Raw genomic sequence first — 19,346 nt, forward strand, 5'->3', positions numbered from 1 at the left:
CCGGGCCGCTCACGCCTTCTGGAAGCGCGGCAGGATGTCGCGCAGCTCGGCCAGGCGCTGCAACGGATCGATCAACTCCAGCATGCGCTGTTGTTCGCCGGTGTCCAGCGGCAGCAGTTCGGCCAGGCGAAAACCCAGCCAGCTGGCATCTTCGTAGTCGCTGCGCGCGGCATGCCGCCAATGCGGCGCCATCGTCTCGATCAGTCGTTCGAGGATGCTCTGCAGCAGGGCGAACTCCACCGGCACCTCCTGCACCGGCTCGCCGGGCCAGCGCTCGGCGTTGCCGCGCAACTGGCCATCGGCGCGCGCGCGGCTGCGCGAAACGCGAAAGCGCGCACCCCCTTCGGCCACGATGCCGAGCAGGCCGTTCTCGTCGCGCTGGAAATCGCTGATGCGCGCCAACGTGCCGATCGCCGCCGGCACGGCCGGCTCGCCAGTCTCGCGCCCGGCCAGGATCAGGCACACGCCGAACGGGCTGCCGTCACGGCAGCATTCGCGCACCAGATCCAGATAACGCGGCTCGAAGATGCGCAGGTGCAGCCGCCCACCGGGAAACAGCACGGAGGAGAGCGGGAACAGCGGGATGTCGAGCAGCTCGGATTTGACGGCCATCGGCCGAGTGTACCCAGTGCCCAGCACGACGGTCTGCGCGCAGCATCAGGCGCCGCGCAAACGCTCGACGAAGCGCCGCGGCGCAGCCTCGAAACCGCCGTTGGACATGAACACCACCTGGTCGCCCGGCCGCACCTGCCGACCCAACTCGGCGATTAGCGCGTCGACGGTCGGCACCGCGGCGCCGCGGCCGCCGAGGGCTGCCGTCACCGCACCGGCGTCCCACGGCAACTCGGCACGCTGGAGGATCAACACGCCATCGGCGTCGGCGAGCGACGGCGCCAGCGCCGCCGCGTGTGCGCCCTGCCGCATCGAGTTCGAGCGCGGCTCCAGCGCGACCAGGATGCGCGTGTCGCCAACCTTCGCGCGCAGCCCGGCCAGGGTGGTGGCTATCGCGGTGGGGTGGTGGGCGAAGTCGTCGTAGACGCGCACGCCGTTTACTTCGCCGACCAGTTCCATCCGCCGCTTGACGCTCTCGAAGCTGCTGAACGCCGGCAGCAATGCACGCGGATCGGCGCCTGCGGCCGTCGCCGCGGCGAGCGCGGCCAGCGCGTTCATCACGCTGTGCTGGCCCAGCAGCGGCCAGCGCACCTCGCCGAGCCGCTCGCCGCCGCGGTGCACCGTGAACGCCGAGCCATCCGCCTCGATCAGCGTGGCCTGCCAGTCACCGCGGCCGATGCCGAAAGTCTCCACCGGCGTCCAGCAGCCCATCGCCAGCACCTCGGCGAGGCGCTCGTCATGCGCATTGACGATCAGCCGGCCGTTGCCCGGCACGGTGCGCACCAGGTGATGGAACTGGCGCTGGATCGCCGCCACGTCGGGGAAGATGTCCGCGTGGTCGTACTCGAGGTTGTTGAGGATCGCGATGCGCGGGTGGTAATGCACGAACTTCGAGCGCTTGTCGAAGAACGCGGTGTCGTACTCGTCCGCTTCAATCACAAATGGCGCCGCCACCGGCGGCACGACACTCCCTTCTCCCGCCGGCGACCCTTGGGGAGTCCCCTCGCGGGTGAGAAGGTGGCGCGCAGCGCCGGATGAGGGTCCGGGGCTTGCGTGTCCCGATGTGCTCCCCAGCCTCGCCGACACCCCGAAATTCCCCGGCACGCCACCGACCAGGAACCCCGGCGCCATCCCCGCACTCTCCAGCAAATGCGCCAGCAGGCTGGTGGTGGTGGTCTTGCCGTGGGTGCCGGCCACGGCCAGCACGTCGCGCTCGGCCAGCACCGTCTCGCCCAGCCACTGCGGGCCGGAGACGTAGCGCAGGCGCGCATCGAGCATGTACTCGACGGCCGGATTGCCGCGCGTCATCGCGTTGCCGACCACGACCAGATCGGGTGCCGGCTGCAGGTGTTCGGCGGCGTAGCCGCTCATCAGGCCGATGCCGAGCGCCTCCAGCTGGGTGCTCATCGGCGGATAGACGTTCGCGTCGGAACCTTCGACCGTGTGACCCAGTTCGCGCGCGAGCGCGGCGACGCCGCCCATGAAGGTGCCGCAGATGCCGAGGATGTGCAGACGCATGCCGAGCGACTCCGTGAAATCCGCTCCGCCGGAGCGGGAAGCGCTCAGCCGTTCGCGGCGGCGGCTTCGTTCTGCAGCGCGCGCTCGATCCGCGCGGTGACCTCGGCCAGCTCGCCGACGCCGTCCACCACCTGCAGCTTGCCGCGGCCGGCGTAGAAATCCGCCACCGGCGCGGTCTGCTCGGCATAGATGGCCAGGCGCTTGCGCACGGTGTCCGGGTTGTCGTCGGCGCGGCCCTCCGCCTTGAAGCGGATTTCGCAGCGGCCGATGATCGCCTGGTTCGGCACCTCCAGCTTCACCACCGCGTCCAGCGGCTGGCCGAGCTTGGCCAGCAGGTGGTCGAGCGCGTCGGCCTGGGCCAGGTTGCGCGGGTAGCCGTCGAGGATGAAGCCGGCCTTCGCGTCGGCCTGGGCCAAGCGCTCTTCCAGCATGCCGAGCAGGATGTCGTCGGAGACCAGCTGGCCGGCGTCCATCACCGCCTTGGCCTTGAGCCCCATCGCGGTGCCCGCGGCGACGGCGGCGCGCAGCATATCGCCGGTCGAGATATGCGGAACGCCCAGCGCCGTTTTCAGCCGGGCCGCCTGCGTACCTTTGCCCGAACCGGGCGCACCAAGTAGGACGAGTCGCATAATGCTCCACGAGTTCGGCGGGTCGCCGCACGCTGCAGCAGCCCGCCCGATGCACGAAATTGTCGTCAAATTAGCGGCTGCACCGGGTGCCGTCAAACAGCGACCTTCGTCGCATCCGGCCAAGTATTTGTTGCATAAAAAGATTTGCCGGCACCGTTGCCACGCTTCCACTGCCCTATCGAGGATCCCATGAGCCCGAGCCGCCGTTCCCCCGCCGTCACCGGCAACCTGCTGTACGCTCAGTCCGGCGGCGTCACCGCGGTGATCAACGCCACCGCCGCCGGCGTGATCGAGGCCGCCCGCGGCAAGGGCGTGAAGGTGTACGCCGCGCGCAACGGCATCCTCGGCGCGCTGCGCGAGGAGCTGATCGACACCTCGAAGGAATCGGCCGCCGCGATCGCCGCGCTGCGCCACACCCCTGGCGGCGCGTTCGGTTCGTGCCGCTACAAGCTGAAATCGCTGGAGGACAACCGCGGCGAATACGAGCGGCTGATCGAGGTGTTCCGCGCCCACGACATCCGCTGGTTCCTCTACAACGGCGGCAACGATTCGGCCGACACCGCGCTGAAACTCTCGCAGATCGGCAAGACGCTCGGCTACGACATCCGCTGCATCGGCGTGCCGAAGACGGTGGACAACGACCTCGCCGTCACCGACTGCTGCCCGGGCTTCGGCTCGGTGGCGAAGTACACCGCGATCTCCACGCTGGAGGCCAGCCTCGACGTGGCCTCGATGGCCGAGACCTCGACCAAGGTGTTCATCCTCGAAGTGATGGGCCGCCACGCCGGCTGGATCGCCGCCGCGGCGGGCCTCGCCGGCGACGATGCGGACGCGGCACCTCACCTCATCCTGTTCCCCGAGAACGCCTTCGACGAGGCGGCATTCCTGGCCAAGGTGCAAGCCACCGTCGAACGGGTGGGCTGGTGCACCGTGGTCGCCTCCGAAGGCGTGCGCAACGCGGCCGGCCAGTTCCTCGCCGAGGCCGGCACGCGCGACGCGTTCGGCCACAGCCAGCTCGGCGGCGTGGCGCCGGTGCTGGCGGCGCTGGTGAAGGAAAAGCTCGGCTACAAGTACCACTGGGCGCTGCCCGACTACCTGCAGCGCTCGGCGCGGCATGCCGCCTCGCAGGTCGACGCCGAGCAGGCGTACGCCGTGGGCAAGGCCGCGGTCGACTACGCGCTCGCCGGGATGAACGCGGTGATGCCGGTGATCGTGCGCACGTCCGACGCGCCGTACCGCTGGAAGATCGCGCCCGCGCCGCTGGCGAAGATCGCCAACCGCGAGAAGAAGATGCCGAAGAACTTCATCAGCCGCGACGGCTTCGGCATCACCGCCGCCGCCCGCCGCTACCTCGCCCCGCTGATCCGCGGCGAGGCACCGTTGCCCTACGGCAAGGACGGCCTGCCGCGCTACGTGCGGCTGAAGAACACGGCGGTGACAAAGAAGCTGGCGGCATTCGGGCGCTGAACTCCACGGCTTCCGTGACCGGCGTCACCGTGCTGAGCGCCACCTGAAAACAGGGGCGCCCGCATAGGCTTGCGTTCAGCCGCAGCTTCTTACGCTCCATCCTGCCCGGGTCGATCGCCGTGCTGCTGCGGCCACGACCCTCCACGGGAGGAGACTTGAGATGAAACTCATCCACCGCCTGCTCATTGCCCTCGCCCTGCTCGGCACCGGCAGCCTTGCGCTGGCCGCCCCCGGCCCCGGTCCGGGCGACCACGGCCGATACGGCCACGACCGGGGTCACGACCGGGGTCACGACCGTGGCCACGATCGCCACCACGACGACCGCCGCTGGCACGATGACCGCCGCTACGGCGACTGGCGCCGCCACGACGACCGCCGCTACGGCTACGACCACCGCGACTACCGCTACGCCGGCCCGCGCTACTACCCGGTGCGCCACCATCGCTGGGAGCGCGGCCACCGCTATTACGGCCCGAGCTACGTGGTGCGCGATTATCGCTACTACCGCCTGCGCCCGCCGCCGCGCGGCTACCACTGGGTGCGCGCGGACAACGACTACCTGCTGGTCGCGATCGCCACCGGCATCATCCTGGACTACGCCCTGCGCTGAGTCCGCACCAAGCTGACCGATCCGGGGCCATGCATCCGTGCATGGCCCTTTTCGTTGATGGACGGCGCTGCGCCGCACAACGGCCTGCACCACTGCCTCTGCCTATACTCCCCCGGACCGCCCGTTCCGGACGGCCACTTACAACCCATGGGGAGGCTCCGATGCTGCAGCAGTATGGCTGGTGGATCGTTGTTGCGTGTGCGGTGGTGGCGGTTCTGTATGGCGCGCTGTCCGCGCGCTGGATCCTGGCGAAATCGCCGGGCAACGAACGGATGCAGGAGATCGCCGCGGCCATCCAGGAAGGCGCACGCGCCTACCTCAACCGCCAGTACACCACCATCGGCCTGGTCGGCGTGGTGTTGCTGCTGCTGATCGGTTTCTTCCTCAACTGGCCGACCGCGATCGGCTTCCTGCTCGGCGCGATCCTGTCCGGGGCGGCCGGCTACATCGGCATGAACGTCTCGGTGCGCGCCAACGTGCGCACCGCCGAGGCGGCGCGCAGCGGCCTTGGCGCGGCGATGGACGTGGCGTTCCGCGGCGGCGCGATCACCGGCATGCTGGTGGTTGGCCTGGCCCTGCTCGGCGTGGCCGGCTACTGGCTGGTGCTCGGCCACTTCGGCGTCACCGGCGAGACCGCACTGCACGCGCTGGTCGGGCTGGCCTTCGGCAGCTCGCTGATCTCGATCTTCGCGCGCCTGGGTGGCGGCATCTTCACCAAGGGCGCGGACGTCGGCGCCGACCTGGTCGGCAAGGTGGAGGCCGGCATCCCCGAGGACGACCCGCGCAACCCGGCGGTGATCGCCGACAACGTGGGCGACAACGTGGGCGACTGCGCCGGCATGGCGGCCGACCTGTTCGAGACCTACGCGGTGACGGTGATCGCCACCATGCTGCTGGCCGGTCTCACCTTCGCCGACAACCTCGCTGCCGTGCTGTACCCGCTGCTGCTCGGCGGCGTGTCGATCATCGCCTCGATCATCGCCACCTTCTTCGTCCGGGTGAAGGCCGGTGGCTCGATCATGGGCGCGCTGTACAAGGGCGTGATCGTGTCGGCGGTGCTCTCGGCGGTCGCGTTCTGGTTCGTCACCGGCAGCCTGCTGCCGCAGGGCCTGGCCGCCGGCGACGGCAGCGTCATTTCCAGCCACGCGTTGTTCCACTGCGCGCTGATCGGGCTGGTGCTGACCGGCCTGATCGTGTGGATCACCGAGTACTACACCGGCACGCAGTACAAGCCGGTGCAACACATCGCGGCGGCCTCGACCACCGGCCACGGCACCAACATCATCGCCGGCCTCGGCGTGTCGATGAAAGCGACCGCGATGCCGGTGATCGTGATCTGCGCGGCGATCTGGGGTGCCTACAGCCAGGGCGGCCTGTACGGCATCGCGATCGCCGCCACCGCCATGCTGTCGATGGCCGGCATGATCGTGGCGCTGGACGCCTACGGCCCGATCACCGACAACGCCGGCGGCATCGCCGAGATGGCCGATCTGCCGCCGGAAGTGCGCGGCGTCACCGACCCGCTGGATGCGGTGGGCAACACCACCAAGGCGGTGACCAAGGGCTACGCGATCGGCTCGGCCGCGCTGGCCGCGCTGGTGCTGTTCGCCGACTACACGCACAACCTCGACGTCGCGGCCCAGGCCAAGGCATTGGCCGCGGGCACGGCGTATTCCCCGCTGACCTTCGACCTGTCCGACCACATGGTGATCATCGGCCTGCTGATCGGCGGCCTGATCCCGTACCTGTTCGGCGCGATGGCGATGGAGGCGGTCGGCCGTGCCGCCGGCGCGGTGGTGGAGGAAGTGCGCCGCCAGTTCCGCGACATCCCCGGCATCATGCAGGGCACCGGCAAGCCGGAATACTCGCGTGCGGTGGACATGCTGACCAAGTCGGCGATCCGCGAGATGATCGTGCCGTCGCTGCTGCCGGTCGCCGTGCCGATCGTGGTCGGCCTGCTGCTGGGCCCGAAGGCGCTGGGCGGCGTGCTGATCGGCACCATCGTCACCGGCCTGTTCGTGGCGATCTCGATGACCACCGGCGGCGGCGCCTGGGACAACGCCAAGAAGTACATCGAGGACGGCCACCACGGCGGCAAGGGCTCCGAGGCGCACAAGGCCGCGGTCACCGGCGACACCGTGGGCGACCCGTACAAGGACACCGCCGGCCCGGCGGTGAACCCGCTGATCAAGATCATCAACATCGTGGCGCTGCTGATGATCCCGCTGCTGTAACCGAAGCCATCCCATCCGGCTCGACGAAAATCCCGCTGCGGCGGGATTTTCGTTCGCCGCCAGCGGCGCCCTGCGGCCAGCGGCCGCATGGGATCCGCTCGATCGCCGGCAATTCCGCGCTCGCCCCCAAAGGAGAAACCTCATGCGACTGGTCTGGCTCACCCTGGCACTCGGCGTCACACTGGCGGGCATGAATCCTGCCGACGCCAGCGATACCCCAACCGCGAAAACCCCTGCCGACCAGGCCGCCACCGACGATCCCTGGCTGTGGCTCGAAGACATCCACGGCACCCGCTCGATGGAATGGGTGAAACAGGAGAACGCGCGCACGCAGGCGCGCTTCGCCAGCGACGCCAGCTTCGACAAGACGCGCGACGCGATCCTGCAGGTACTCGATTCGGATGCACGCATTCCCTACGTCAACCGCATGGGCGGCGAGCTGTACAACTTCTGGCGCGACAAGACCCACCCGCGCGGCGTCTGGCGCCGCACCACCCTGGCCGAATACCGCAAGGCCGAGCCGAAATGGGAGGTGCTGCTGGACATCGACGCGCTGAACAAGGCCGAGGGCAAGCGCTGGGTGTTCAAGGGCGTGCAATGCCTCAAGCCGGCGTTCGAGCGCTGCCTGGTGTCGCTGTCGCCCGACGGCGGCGACGCGGTGGCGGTGCGCGAGTTCAGCATCCCGAAGAAGGCCTTCGTGAAGGGCGGCTTCGAGCTGCCGGTGGCCAAGAGCGATGTCGGCTGGATCGACGAGGACACCATTTACGTGGGCACCGACTTCGGCCCCGGTTCGATGACCGCCTCCAGCTATCCGCGCATCGTCAAGGAGTGGAAGCGCGGCACGCCGCTGTCGGCCGCCGCGACCGTGCACGAGGGCAAGCACGACGACCTCGCGGTCAGTGCGTTCCACGACCGCACGCCGGGTTACGAGCGCGACTTCGTGTCGGTGGCCAAGGATTTCTTCCACAGCGAGCTGTTCCTGCGCCACGGCGGCAAACTGACACGCCTCGACGTGCCCACCGACGCCGATGCCAACGCCCACCGCGAATGGCTGCTGGTGCAGACGCGCTCACCATGGACGGTCGGCGGCGCCACCTATCCCTCAGGTGCGCTGCTGGCCACCCGCTTCGACGACTACATCGCCGGCAAGCGCGAGTTCACCGTGCTGTTCAAGCCCGACGAGCACACCGCGCTGTCCAGCTACGCCTGGACCCGCAACCACCTGATCCTCGACGTGCTGGATGACGTCAAGAGTCGGCTGGAAGTGCTCACTCCGCCGCGGATGGCGGGCGCCGACGACGGCTGGCATCCCGAGGTGCTGCCGGGTGCACCGGCGCTCAGCACGGTCAGCGTGATCGACACCGACCCCGACCACAGCGACGAGTACTGGCTCGACGTGGCCGGCTTCCTCACCCCCGCATCGCTCGAACGCGGCGTGCTGGGCAGCACGCCGGCGGAGACGATCAAGCAGGAGCCGGCGTTCTTCGACGCGTCGAAGTTCACCGTCAGCCAGCACTTCGTGACCTCGAAGGACGGTACCCGCGTACCGTATTTCGAGATCGCGCCCAAGAGCATCAAGCTGGATGGCGCCAACCGCACCCTGCTGTACGGCTACGGCGGCTTCGAAGTGTCGCTGCTGCCGCACTACAGCGGCAGCATCGGCCGCGCCTGGCTCGATCGCGGCGGCGTCTACGTGGTAGCCAACATCCGCGGCGGCGGCGAGTACGGCCCGCGCTGGCACAAGGCGGCGCTGAAGGCGAACCGCCCGCGCGCGTACGAGGATTTCGCCGCCGTCGCGCAGGACCTGATCAAGCGCGGCATCACCTCGCCCGGGCACCTGGGCGCCGAAGGCGGCAGCAACGGTGGCCTGCTGATGGGCAACATGCTCACCATGTATCCGCAGTTGTTCGGCGCGATCGCCTGCGAAGTGCCGCTGCTGGACATGAAGCGCTATTCGCGCCTCTCCGCCGGCGCGTCGTGGATGGCCGAATACGGCAACCCGGACACCGCCGACTGGAACTTCATCAAGACCTTCTCGCCGTACCAGAACGTGAAAAAAGACGGCCACTATCCGCCGGTGCTGTTCTACACCGCCACCAGCGACGACCGCGTGGGTCCGGTGCAGGCGCGCAAGATGGCCGCGAAGATGCAGGCGCAAGGCCACCCCGACGTGTGGTTCTACGAGAACCTCGAAGGCGGCCACGGCGCCGGCGCGGACAACCAGCAGTCCGCCCACATGCACGCGATGGCCTACGACTTCCTGTGGGATCAGCTGAAGTAGCGGTGACCGCCGCACGCTCGCGCGGGCGTGCGGCGAAAGTGGTCGCTGAAGTATGCTGACACGCCGATCGCAAGCCTTTCCGCCATGCCGTCACGCACCGCCATCAGCCATGAATTGCGCGAGTGGATCCTCGCCACCACACGGGCCGGCCACGGCGTGCCGGACGTGCTCAAGCTGATGAAGGACAACGGCTACGACCCGCGCCAGAGCCGCAGCATCGTCGCCGAAGTGCTGAAACTGCCGCTGGCCGCGCTCAACGCCGGCACCACTTCGCCCGCACCGCGCGGCCTGCGCACCAGACACCCGGAGGCGCCGGCGGTCTGCGTCGACGGCCACGCCATAGGCGTGTCGCTGAGCGTCGACGAACCGCCGCTGCGCGTGCTGGAAAACATCCTGGACGACGCCGAATGCGCCGAACTGATCGAGCTGGCGCGACCGCGGCTGGCGCGCGCGCTGACCGTCGACGACGACGGCAAACAGCAGGTGGACCAGCGCCGCACCAGCGAAGGCATGTTCTTTTCCATCGGCGAACGGCCGCTGATCGCGCGCATCGAGCAGCGCCTGGCCGGCCTGCTCGGCCTGCCGGTCAACCACGGCGAAGGGCTGCAGATCCTGCATTACCGCCCGGGCCAGGAGTACGAGCCGCATTTCGACTGGTTCGACCCTGCCTTGCCCGGCTACGACGCCATCACCCGTTCCGGTGGCCAGCGCATCGCCAGCGTGGTGATGTACCTCAACACGCCCGAACTGGGCGGCGGCACCGCCTTCCCCGAGCTGGGCCTGACCGTCACCGCGCGCCGCGGTTCGGCCGTCTATTTCGCCTATGAAGGCGGCGACCCCCGCTCGCTGCACGCCGGCCTGCCGGTGATCTGCGGTGAAAAATGGATCGCCACCAAGTGGCTGCGCGAGCGGCCCTACCGCCAGGGCGGTCGCGGCTGACAAGCGGTGCTGCGATGCAGCAGCGTTTGGCGTATCCTAGCGGACTGTTTTTTCCCCGCTTGAGGATTCCCATGGGTCTGCATCTTGTCCCCGCCGGTCGCGACGTGCCAAACGAAATCAACGTCATCATCGAGATCCCCAAGGACGCCGAGCCGGTCAAGTACGAGGTGGACAAGGAATCGGGCGCGATCTTCGTCGACCGCATCCTGTCCACGCCGATGCGCTACCCGTGCAACTACGGCTACGTGCCGGGCACCCTGGGCGGCGACGGCGACCCGCTGGACGCGGTGGTGATCCTGCCGTTGTCACTGGCCGTGGGCTCGGTGATCCGCTGCCACCCGGTCGGCATGCTGCAGATGACCGACGAGGCCGGCGCCGACGAGAAGCTGGTGGTGATTCCCTCGCCCAAGGTGTTCCCGGGCTACGCCCACATCAACGACATGAAGGGCGTCTCGCCGCACTGGCTGCAGCGCATCGGCCACTTCTTCGAACATTACAAGGATCTGGAGCAGGGCAAGTGGGTCAAGGTCGAGGGCTGGGTCGGCGCCGAAGAGGCCAAGGCCGAAATCCTGGCCGGCATCGCCCGCTACAAGGCCGAGCACGGCTCCAAGGCCTGAGCCCGAAGGCGATGCAACGCAAGAGCCCCGCCCGTGCGGGGCTCTTGCGTTGGGGCCGCATCAGCCGCGCTTGAGCAACTCGCGCAGGTCGATCAGCGCCGCATTGGCGCGCGAGACGTAGTTCGCCATCACCAGCGAATGGTTGGCGAAGAAACCGAACGGCGAACCGTTCAGCACCATCGGACTGTGCAGCGGGCGCTGCGCCTCCTCCAGCTCGCGAATCACCTGTTCCAGGCTCACGTCAGCGTGCTTGGAGCGCAGGATCGGGCCGAAATCGCGCTGGATCGCCTTGAGCTGTTCCAGCAGCGTCCAGGTGTAGCCGCGTGCTTCGTAGAAATTGTCGTCGATCTGCGTCCACGGGGTCTTGACCAGCCGGCCGCCGCCGGGTGCGGCCGCGGTGGACGCGCTGGCCGGATCGGAGGCGTCCACGTCGCCGATGCGGATCTGGCCCACGCTGGCCGACAGCCGCTGCGACAACGAGCCCAGCCGCGACGAAGCCAGCTGCAGGTAATCGGCCAGGTTGTCGGCGCGGGCATAGAAGTGCGCGTTGCTGCCGTCGGCATCGCCGAGCCGGGCCAGATAGCCGTCCAGATGTCTGATCGCCTTGCGGTACTGGCTCTCCGAACTGGGCAGCAGCCAGCGGTCGTTCGGGCTGTTGAGCAGCGGGTCGGCCTCGGCCAGGTCCTTGTCCTCGGTCGACTGCGTCTGCGAGCGGCTGAAGTCGTTGCGCAGCGCGCGCACCAGGTCGCGCGAGGCGGTCAGCGAGCCGAATTCCCAGTTCGGCAGGTTGTCCAGCAGTACGCCCGGCGGCAGCTTGTCGTTGCTGAGGTAGCCGCCGCGCTTGTCGAGCAGGGTGCGCACCGAGGCGATCAGGGTGACCGTGGTGGTGGCGCCGGTACTCACCGGCCGCTTCAATTCCTGCATCCGGGCCTGGGTGGCCGCCACCGGATCGAACAGCGCCGGCTCGGTATCCCACCACCACATCGACGCCGCGATCAGCAGCACCAGCACGGCGACCACGGCCAGGATCGCCCGGCGCAGGCCGCGGCGCGGCGCGGGGGAAGTGTCAGGGGTCAGCATCGGACGGCTCCTGCGGAGGTGGCGAGCGGAGTCCGCAGCTTACAACGCGACCACCCCGGCGCTGTCGGGCGCATCTCGCTCGCGGCGGCGAGGTTCCGCCGCACAGGCTTTGCCGCGAGGCCGTGCCATCGCCGTATGCTTGCCATCGCCCGACGGCGCATCGCGCAGCGCGTTCGCTCACCGATGTTTACCCGCCGCCCCGGAGACATCCACATGAAAGCCGTCGCCCTCACCCGCTACCTGCCGATCGACGATCCGCAATCGCTGTTCGACCTGGAACTGCCCACACCCGCGCCGGGCGGGCGCGACCTGCTGGTGCGCGTCGAGGCCGTGTCGGTGAATCCGGTCGATACCAAGCTGCGCGCACCGAAGCCACACGTGGAAGCACAACCGAAAGTGCTGGGCTACGACGCCGCCGGCACGGTGGAAGCCGTTGGCAGCGCGGTGGCAGGTTTCAAGCCGGGCGATCGCGTGTATTACGCGGGCGACGTCACCCGCCCGGGCAGCAATGCGCAGTTCCAGTTGGTGGACGCGCAGTTGGCCGCGGCGATGCCGCACAGCCTGGATTTCGCCGACGCCGCGGCGCTGCCGCTGGTGGCGATCACCGCGTGGGAGTTGCTGTTCCAGCGCATGCCGTTCGACAGCGAGCACGGCGGCGAGGGCCAGTCGTTGCTGGTCATTGGCGGCGCCGGCGGCGTCGGCTCGATCGCGATCCAGCTGGCGCGGCGCGCGGGGTTCACCGTGATCGCCACCGCCTCGCGTGCCGACAGTACCGACTGGTGCCGCGCGATGGGCGCGCAGCACGTGGTGAACCATCGACAGCCGCTGGCGCCACAACTCGCCGCGCTGGGTTTCGCGACCATCGACGCCGCACTCAATCTCGCCGACACGGATGCCTACTGGGACGAACTCGGCGCGCTGCTGGCGCCGCAAGGCCACGTCGGCCTGATCGTGGAACCGCATGGCGCGCTGCGCATCGGCGATCCGTACAAGGCCAAATGCATCGGCATCCACTGGGAGTTCATGTTCGCCCGCGCGCGCTTCCACACGGCGGACATGGCCGAGCAGGGGCGCATTCTCGCCCGCGTGGCAGAGCGGGTGGATGCCGGCGAGTTGAGGGGCATCCGGCGCGAGACGCTGAACCCGATCAACGCGGCGAATCTGCGCGAGGCACATCGCCGGCTGGAATCGGGCAGCAGCATCGGCAAGCTGGTGCTGGCCGGCTGGTAGGCCGCCCGATCGACGGTGCCATCAGCGGCGCTTGCGGACCACCGCTTTCCCGCCGCTGGCCCTGGTCGAGGGTGCCGGCTTGGCAGGCTCGCCCTTCTTGCCGAGCTGCTCCAGCAAGGTGTTCATGTCCTCGGCGTGCTCTTCCTCCATCGCCAGGATGCTTTCCAGCACACGGCGGGTGGTGGGGTCGGCGGTGCCCACGTAGTCGATCATCTCGCGGTAGCTGTCGATGGCGATGCGCTCGGCGACCAGGTCCTCCTTGATCATGTCGACGATGTCCTCGCCTTCGACGTAGTCGGAGTGGCTGCGCGTGAGCAGGCCCTCGGGCGACAGGTTCGGTTTGCCGTCGAGCTGGGTGATGCGCTCGGCGAGCAGGTCGGCGTGTCCCTGTTCCTCGTTGGCGTGCTGCAGGAACTCTTCCTTGATCGCCTGCGAGTGGATGCCCGAGGCCATGTAGTAGTGGTACTTGTAGCGCAGCACGCAGACGATCTCGGTGGCCAGGGCGTGATTGAGCAGGGTCACCACGGTGGCGCGGTCGGCCTTGTAGCCGGCGGTCATCGCGCCCTTGTCGATGTCCTGGCGGGCGCGTTTGCGGATGTTCTCGATGTCGCTGACGAACGGCTTGGTCTTGGCCATGGCTTGCTCCTGCGGACGGGTGGCGCCGGCTGCGATGAGCTTTCCGGCGCACGGATATCGGCAGAGCATGGGCACCGGCCCGAGAAAGCCGGGTGAAGAACTTGGCGTGGTCAGCGCGGCAGGAAGGCGCGCAGGAAGGTGTCCACGCCCGCGCGCGCGGTCGTCTCGATTTCCTGCAGGTAGCTTTCCGGGCAATTCGTGCAGCCGAACATCTGCCGCATCATCAGGTTGCCCTTGATCAGGGTGAGGAACTGCATGCTGGCCCGGCGCACGTCGTCGATGTCGAGCTTGCCGGCGTCAACCGCCTGCTGCAGCAGGCGTTCCATCAGGCCATGGGTGCGCGTGGCGCCTTCTTCCCAGATCAGCTTGCCGTAGCGCGGGTTGCCCTGGCGGCAGTCGCTGAGGATGGCGCGGAAGGTGCCCACGGTTTCGGCGTTGCAGTCCAGGTGGGCATGGGTCAGCGCCACCCGCAGCAAGGTCTCGCGGATGTCCGCCTGCGGATCGAAGCGGTAGGTTTCCTCCGGCAGCAGGTCCTGGATGCGCGAGCGGATGACTTCGCGGAACAGGTTGTCCTTGTCGCCGAAATGGCTGTAGACGGTGAGTTTGGACACGCCGGCGTCGGCGGCGATGGCATCCATGCTGGTGCCACTGAAAGCGTTGCTGATGAACAACGCCTTGGCCGCTGCCAGGATGGCCGCACGCTTCTCCATGTCCTTCGGGCGACCGGGTCCCTGGGCTCTGATGGGCGCGCTGGTACTCATGTCCTCCACCTTCAAATACAAATGATCAGCCTTTAGTATACGCTTCGGTTTATTTATTTGCCACGCGGCGGCAATCCGGCCATGGGCGGCGGTCGATCCGATGCGCACGGCGGGGTGACGGACGTCACGCAGCGCCGATGACTTCCGGCACTTCGTGCACCGTGGCGCAGCCGTCAGGCTAGGTGTCAAGCGGCGCCGCCATTGTCGCGGCAGGTGGCAGAGCTTATCCTTCCGGGTTCTTCCGGGACAGCGCAGGCATGCACAGATGGCGATGAATTTCGAACAGGCACGCACGAACATGGTGGAGAACCAGGTGCGTCCGTGGGAGGTACTCGACGGCCGCGTGCTCGACGTCATCAGCCGCGTGCGCCGCGAGGATTTCGTCGCCGCCGAACACCGGCAGCTGGCCTTCGCCGATCTGTGCCTGCCGCTGGGCCATGGCGAGGTGATGATGAAGCCGGTGGTCGAGGGCCGCGTGTTGCAGGCGCTGGACGTGCAGGCCACCGACCGCGTGCTGGAAATCGGCACCGGCTCGGGCTATCTCAGCGCGTGCCTCGCCACCCTGTCGGCACAACTGGTCAGCGTGGACATCCATGCCGATTTCACCGCCGCCGCGAGCGAGCGGCTGCGTCACGCCGGCATCGGCAATGCCAGCCTGGTCACCGGCGAGGCGGTGCGCGCGTGGCAGCCGGATGGCTTGTTCGACGTGCTGGTGGTCACCGGCGCCGTGGCGGAAGTTCCGTCGCGCTGGCGCGCGTGGCTCAAGCCCGGTGGCCGCGCGTTCGTGGTGAGCGGACAGTCGCCGGTGCAGCGCGCCAACCTGCTGGTTCTCGAAGCGACCGGCGAACTGCGCGCGCAAGGCCTGTTCGAGACCGACCTGCCATATCTGGTGCATGCCGAGCCGGCGCCGCGATTCGTTCTGTAGACCCCCTCCCCGACGTCCCCGATCGACACGAGGCATTCCATGCAATTGAAGCTACTCACCCTGGCCCTGGCGCTGGCCGCCGTCTCGCTGCCCAGCCATGGCGAGGATCTGCTCGATGCCTATCGCGACGCGCGCGCCAATGACCCGGTACTGGCCCAGGCCGACGCGACGCGGCTGGCCACCGGCGAAGGCGTGCCGCAGGCGCGTGCCGGGCTGCTGCCGCAGATCGACGGTTCGCTCACCCTGCAACAGGCCAACGGCGGCCAGGGCAGCAACAGCCTGGACTTCGGTACCGGCGCCAACAGCTTCCTGTGCAGCGGCATCGCCGCCGGCAGCGGCAACTACACCTGTACCGGCCCGCTGGCGTCCAACGGCACCGCCTCCGACGGCGGCCACCTGCGCACGCGCAGCCTCAATGCCACGCTGACCCAGACCGTTTTCGACTTCAGCAAGTACGCCAACCTCAAGGCCGCGCACTCCGCCAAGGATGCGCAGGACGCGACCTACCAGGCCGCAGCGCAGGACCTGCTGGTGCGCGTCACCGCGGCGTACTTCACCGTGCTCAACGACGAGGATCAGCTGACCTTCGCCAAGGCCAACGAGGACGCGTTCAAGCGCCAGTACGACCAGGCCGACCAGCAGTACAAGGTGGGTCTGTCGGCGATCACCAACGTGTACCAGGCCAAGGCCTATTACGAGAACGCCAAGACCCAGACCATCGCGGCGCAGAACACGCTCGACAACGACCGCGAAGCCTTGCGCGTCATCACCGGCAAGCCGGTGGGCGAACTCAAGAAGCTGCGCGACGACCTGCCGATGGACGCGCCCGCGCCGAGCGATCCGCAGGCCTGGGTGAAGCAGGCGCTGGAGAACAACCCGACCTTGCAGGCGCAGCAGGACAACGTGCGGACCGCCGAGCACAACATCACCGCGGCACGCTCGGGCCACCTGCCCACGATCAGCGCCAGCGTGAACTACGGCAAGAGCAGCAGCTGGTACCAGGACCCCGCCCGCATCGGTTCGGAGCGGCCGGCCTCGACCACCATCGGGCTGACCCTGAACGTGCCGATCTTTTCCGGCGGTTACACCCAGTCGCGCGTGCGCCAGTCGATCTACCAGCGCGATGCCGCCAACGACGCACTGGAACTGCAGCGCCGCCAGGTGATCCAGAACACGCTCAACTACTACCGCTCGGTGCTCGCCGGCATTTCGCAGGTGGAGTCGGGCAAGGCCTCGGTGGAGTCCGGCCAGAAGGCGCTGGAAGCCACCCGTGCGGGCTTCGAGGTCGGCACGCAGACCTTCACCGACGTGCTGCTGGCGATCCAGACCCTGACCCAGTCCGAAAGCGCCTATTCGCAGGCGCGCCACCAGTTCATCCTGAACAAGCTGCTGTTGCAGCAGGCCGCCGGCACGGCCGACTTCAAGGACATCCAGGGCATCAACGCTCTGCTGCAGTGAGGCGCTGACCGCCTACTCCTGCAGCAGCGCGTCGACCAGCTGCATGACGCGCTGCACTGCCCCGCGCTCGCGCTCGAATACCTGTCGCGCCGCCTCGCCCATCTGCCCGCGGCGCGGCGCGTCGAGCAGCAGCCGCAGCACGTGCGGGCCGAGTTGCTCGGCGGCAGCCACGCGCTCGGCGCCGCCGTCCTCGATCAGGCTGCGGATGATCTCTTCCGAATTGAAGGTGTGCGGCCCCACCAGCACCGGCACCGAGAGCGCCGCCGGCTCCAGCACGTTGTGGCCGCCGACCGGCACCAGGCTGCCGCCGATGAAGGCCAGGTCCGAAGCCGCGAAGAACGGGATCAATTGCCCCATGGCGTCGATCACGAAGACCTGATGCGCGGTCGCCGGCACGCCTTCCAGGCTGCGCGTGGCGACCGTGAAACCGAGGCTGCGCACGGTGTGCTCCACCAGCCGGAAACGCTCGGGGTGGCGCGGCGCCAGCAGCAGCAGCGCATCGGGCAGGCGCTGCAGCACTTTCAGATGCGCCTCCAGCACCGCCAGTTCCTCGCCGTCGTGCGTGCTGGCCGCCATCCACACCGGCCGCCGGGGCCCCCAGTGCGCGCGCATCGCGGCGCCGGCCGCCACCGCGCCGTCCGGGATCGGCACGTCGAACTTCATGTTGCCGCTGACCAGCACCGACTGCGGATCGGCGCCCAGGAGGCGATAGCGCGCAGCATCGGTGCGCGACTGTGCGGCGATCACGCTCACGCAGCGCAGCGCCGAAGCGATCAGCGGACGCAGCGGCTTGTAGCCGCGCATCGAGCGCTCGGACAATCGTGCATTGACGATCATCAGCGGGATGCCGCGGCGGCGGCAGGCGAAGTAGAGGTTGGGCCAGATCTCGGTTTCCACGATCACCGCCAGACGCGGCCGCACGCGCTTCATGAAGCGGCGCACCGCGAACGGCAGGTCGTAGGGCAAGTACACGTGGAACACGCTGTCGCCGAACAGCTGCTGCACGCGCGCGGCGCCGGTGGGGGTGACCGTGCTGACCACCAGCGGCGCGTGGGCGTAGCTACGCTGCAGTGCCTTGACCAGCGGCTCGGCGGCGTTGACCTCGCCCACCGATACCGCGTGAATCCACAGGCTGCCGCTGAAGCCGGGCGCGTCGAACGAGCCGAAGCGCTCCAGCCAGCGCCGGTGGTGGTGCGGCGGCGAGCGCAAGCCCCGCACCAGCAGGCGCAGCACCAGCACCGGCGTGACCAGGAACATCGCGAGGGTGTACAGGAAGCGCAACGGCCGATCCTTGCAATCAACGCGCGAGTATAGCGACAGCGCCTGAAGCAGGTTCGCGCGCGGATGGCCCGGTACAATGCCGACGATGCCCGGCATGCCCCGCCCCGAATTCACCCGATCGCTGCTCGCTCCCCGCCACTGGCCGGCATGGCTGGGGGTGGCGGCGGTGTGGCTGATCGCGCATCTGCCACAGGCGACACTGCCGTGGCTGGGGCGCCGACTCGGCGCGCTGGTGGCGCGCATTCCGTCGGCGCGACGGCGCATCGCGGCCGCCAACATCGCGCTGTGTTTCCCCGCGCTCGATCCCGCGCAGCGCGCGACACTGGTCGACGCCAACCTGCGCGACATCGGCATGATGCTGGTGGAGTTCGCGCTCGGCTGGCTGGGCAGCGACCGGCGCATGGCCGCGCTGCCGACCGCCATCGAGGGGCTGGAACACCTGGAGGCGGCGCGCGCGCGCGGCAAGGGCGTGCTGCTGGTCGGCGGCCACTTCTCGCACCTGGAGCTGTGCGCGCGGCTGGTGTCGCAGCGCATCCGCATTGCCGGCATGTACCGGCGCATGGATTCGACCGTGTTCGAATGGGTGGTGCTGCGCGCGCGGCTGCGCTACGCCGCGGCGATGTTCGACAAGGACGACATCCGCGGCACGGTGAAGTACCTGCGCGCCGGCGGCACGCTGTGGTACGCGCCGGACCAGGACATGCGCAGCAAGGACACCGTGTTCGTGCCGTTCTTCGGCGTGCCGGCGGCGACCATCACCGCCACCCACCACCTGGCGCGGCTGTCCGGCGCGGTGGTCATCCCGTTCTTCCACCGCCGCCTGCCCGACGGGTCGGGTTACGTCCTGCGCCTGGGTGCACCGCTGGAGGATTTCCCCGGCGCGGACGTGCTCGAGGACACCGCCCGCGTCAACGCCTGCATCGAGCAGATGGTGCGCGAGGCGCCGGAGCAGTACCTGTGGGTGCACAAGCGATTCAAGACCCGCCCGCCGGGCGCCGCCGCCATCTACTGATCCGTTCGGCAGCCGGATGCCCGGCGGCGCTCGACCAGGTACAGCCGCATGCCTGC

At 68.7% G+C, this 19,346-nt stretch carries 17 protein-coding genes; 10 read left to right on the top strand and 7 right to left on the bottom strand.

Annotation, left to right across the window (positions count from 1 at the left end; translation table 11 throughout):
• Window positions 1-9 precede the first annotated feature (9 nt).
• Genes ACVCMB_RS09795 through ACVCMB_RS09805 form a run of 3 tightly spaced genes read right to left on the bottom strand, consistent with a single transcriptional unit; the run spans window position 10 to window position 2,759 of the window.
• Window positions 10-612: an LON peptidase substrate-binding domain-containing protein gene (locus tag ACVCMB_RS09795; protein ID WP_447106810.1), complete on the bottom strand. Its 603-nt coding sequence runs from the start codon at window positions 610-612 to the stop codon at window positions 10-12.
• A gap of 45 nt (window positions 613-657) precedes the next feature.
• On the bottom strand, window positions 658-2,130 hold the full coding sequence (gene mpl, locus ACVCMB_RS09800; RefSeq protein WP_447106811.1) for a UDP-N-acetylmuramate:L-alanyl-gamma-D-glutamyl-meso-diaminopimelate ligase: 1,473 nt from the start codon (window positions 2,128-2,130) through the stop codon (window positions 658-660).
• 44 nt (window positions 2,131-2,174) lie between these two features.
• The gene (locus ACVCMB_RS09805) at window positions 2,175-2,759 is read right to left on the bottom strand and encodes an adenylate kinase (RefSeq protein WP_027484899.1); all 585 of its coding nucleotides are present in this window, start codon (window positions 2,757-2,759) and stop codon (window positions 2,175-2,177) included.
• 189 nt (window positions 2,760-2,948) lie between these two features.
• On the opposite strand from ACVCMB_RS09805, the gene ACVCMB_RS09810 reads away from it, so the two are divergent.
• The 6 genes from ACVCMB_RS09810 to ppa all read left to right on the top strand — a co-directional run bounded on the left by ACVCMB_RS09810 (window position 2,949) and on the right by ppa (window position 10,907).
• On the top strand, window positions 2,949-4,226 hold the full coding sequence (locus ACVCMB_RS09810; protein ID WP_395120266.1) for a 6-phosphofructokinase: 1,278 nt from the start codon (window positions 2,949-2,951) through the stop codon (window positions 4,224-4,226).
• A 160-nt stretch (window positions 4,227-4,386) separates the two neighbouring features.
• Window positions 4,387-4,836, top strand: coding sequence for an RcnB family protein (locus ACVCMB_RS09815; RefSeq protein WP_447106812.1), 450 nt, complete (start codon window positions 4,387-4,389; stop codon window positions 4,834-4,836).
• A 161-nt stretch (window positions 4,837-4,997) separates the two neighbouring features.
• Window positions 4,998-7,070 (top strand): sodium-translocating pyrophosphatase, encoded by a 2,073-nt coding sequence (locus ACVCMB_RS09820; RefSeq protein ID WP_136257809.1) that lies wholly within the window; start codon window positions 4,998-5,000, stop codon window positions 7,068-7,070.
• A gap of 190 nt (window positions 7,071-7,260) precedes the next feature.
• A complete protein-coding gene (locus ACVCMB_RS09825) occupies window positions 7,261-9,351 on the top strand; it encodes a prolyl oligopeptidase family serine peptidase (RefSeq protein ID WP_447107157.1) in 2,091 nt (696 codons plus the stop codon).
• An 84-nt stretch (window positions 9,352-9,435) separates the two neighbouring features.
• Window positions 9,436-10,290 (top strand): 2OG-Fe(II) oxygenase, encoded by an 855-nt coding sequence (locus tag ACVCMB_RS09830; protein WP_447098011.1) that lies wholly within the window; start codon window positions 9,436-9,438, stop codon window positions 10,288-10,290.
• Window positions 10,291-10,361: 71 nt separating this feature from the next.
• A complete protein-coding gene (ppa, locus tag ACVCMB_RS09835; RefSeq protein ID WP_395120270.1) occupies window positions 10,362-10,907 on the top strand; it encodes an inorganic diphosphatase in 546 nt (181 codons plus the stop codon).
• Between the two features lie 60 nt (window positions 10,908-10,967).
• Here the strand turns inward: ppa and ACVCMB_RS09840 are convergent, their stop codons facing one another.
• Window positions 10,968-11,987: a DUF2333 family protein gene (locus ACVCMB_RS09840; RefSeq protein WP_447106813.1), complete on the bottom strand. Its 1,020-nt coding sequence runs from the start codon at window positions 11,985-11,987 to the stop codon at window positions 10,968-10,970.
• 213 nt (window positions 11,988-12,200) lie between these two features.
• Between ACVCMB_RS09840 and ACVCMB_RS09845 the strand changes: the two genes are divergently transcribed.
• On the top strand, window positions 12,201-13,217 hold the full coding sequence (locus ACVCMB_RS09845) for a zinc-binding alcohol dehydrogenase family protein (RefSeq protein WP_447106814.1): 1,017 nt from the start codon (window positions 12,201-12,203) through the stop codon (window positions 13,215-13,217).
• A gap of 21 nt (window positions 13,218-13,238) precedes the next feature.
• Here ACVCMB_RS09845 and ACVCMB_RS09850 read toward each other — a convergent pair whose 3' ends face one another.
• Together ACVCMB_RS09850 and ACVCMB_RS09855 are read right to left on the bottom strand one after the other, a co-directional pair.
• Window positions 13,239-13,853, bottom strand: coding sequence for a ferritin-like domain-containing protein (locus ACVCMB_RS09850; RefSeq protein WP_395120273.1), 615 nt, complete (start codon window positions 13,851-13,853; stop codon window positions 13,239-13,241).
• A gap of 110 nt (window positions 13,854-13,963) precedes the next feature.
• Window positions 13,964-14,563, bottom strand: a complete 600-nt coding sequence (locus ACVCMB_RS09855; protein ID WP_395136006.1) for a TetR/AcrR family transcriptional regulator — start codon at window positions 14,561-14,563, stop codon at window positions 13,964-13,966.
• Between the two features lie 316 nt (window positions 14,564-14,879).
• Here ACVCMB_RS09855 and ACVCMB_RS09860 point away from each other — a divergent pair, with 316 nt between their 5' ends.
• Complete coding sequence (locus tag ACVCMB_RS09860) at window positions 14,880-15,539, top strand: protein-L-isoaspartate O-methyltransferase family protein (protein ID WP_395120275.1); 660 nt, start codon at window positions 14,880-14,882, stop codon at window positions 15,537-15,539.
• Window positions 15,540-15,578: 39 nt separating this feature from the next.
• Entirely contained in the window at window positions 15,579-16,997 is a 1,419-nt protein-coding gene (locus ACVCMB_RS09865) for a TolC family outer membrane protein (protein WP_395120276.1), read from the top strand.
• 12 nt (window positions 16,998-17,009) lie between these two features.
• Here the strand turns inward: ACVCMB_RS09865 and waaA are convergent, their stop codons facing one another.
• Window positions 17,010-18,278: a lipid IV(A) 3-deoxy-D-manno-octulosonic acid transferase gene (waaA, locus tag ACVCMB_RS09870; RefSeq protein WP_395120277.1), complete on the bottom strand. Its 1,269-nt coding sequence runs from the start codon at window positions 18,276-18,278 to the stop codon at window positions 17,010-17,012.
• A gap of 94 nt (window positions 18,279-18,372) precedes the next feature.
• Between waaA and lpxL the strand changes: the two genes are divergently transcribed.
• Complete coding sequence (gene lpxL / locus ACVCMB_RS09875) at window positions 18,373-19,290, top strand: LpxL/LpxP family Kdo(2)-lipid IV(A) lauroyl/palmitoleoyl acyltransferase (protein ID WP_447099649.1); 918 nt, start codon at window positions 18,373-18,375, stop codon at window positions 19,288-19,290.
• The last annotated feature ends 56 nt before the right edge of the window (window positions 19,291-19,346 follow it).

It is taken from the genome of Rhodanobacter sp. UC4443_H10 (genome assembly GCF_052978325.1).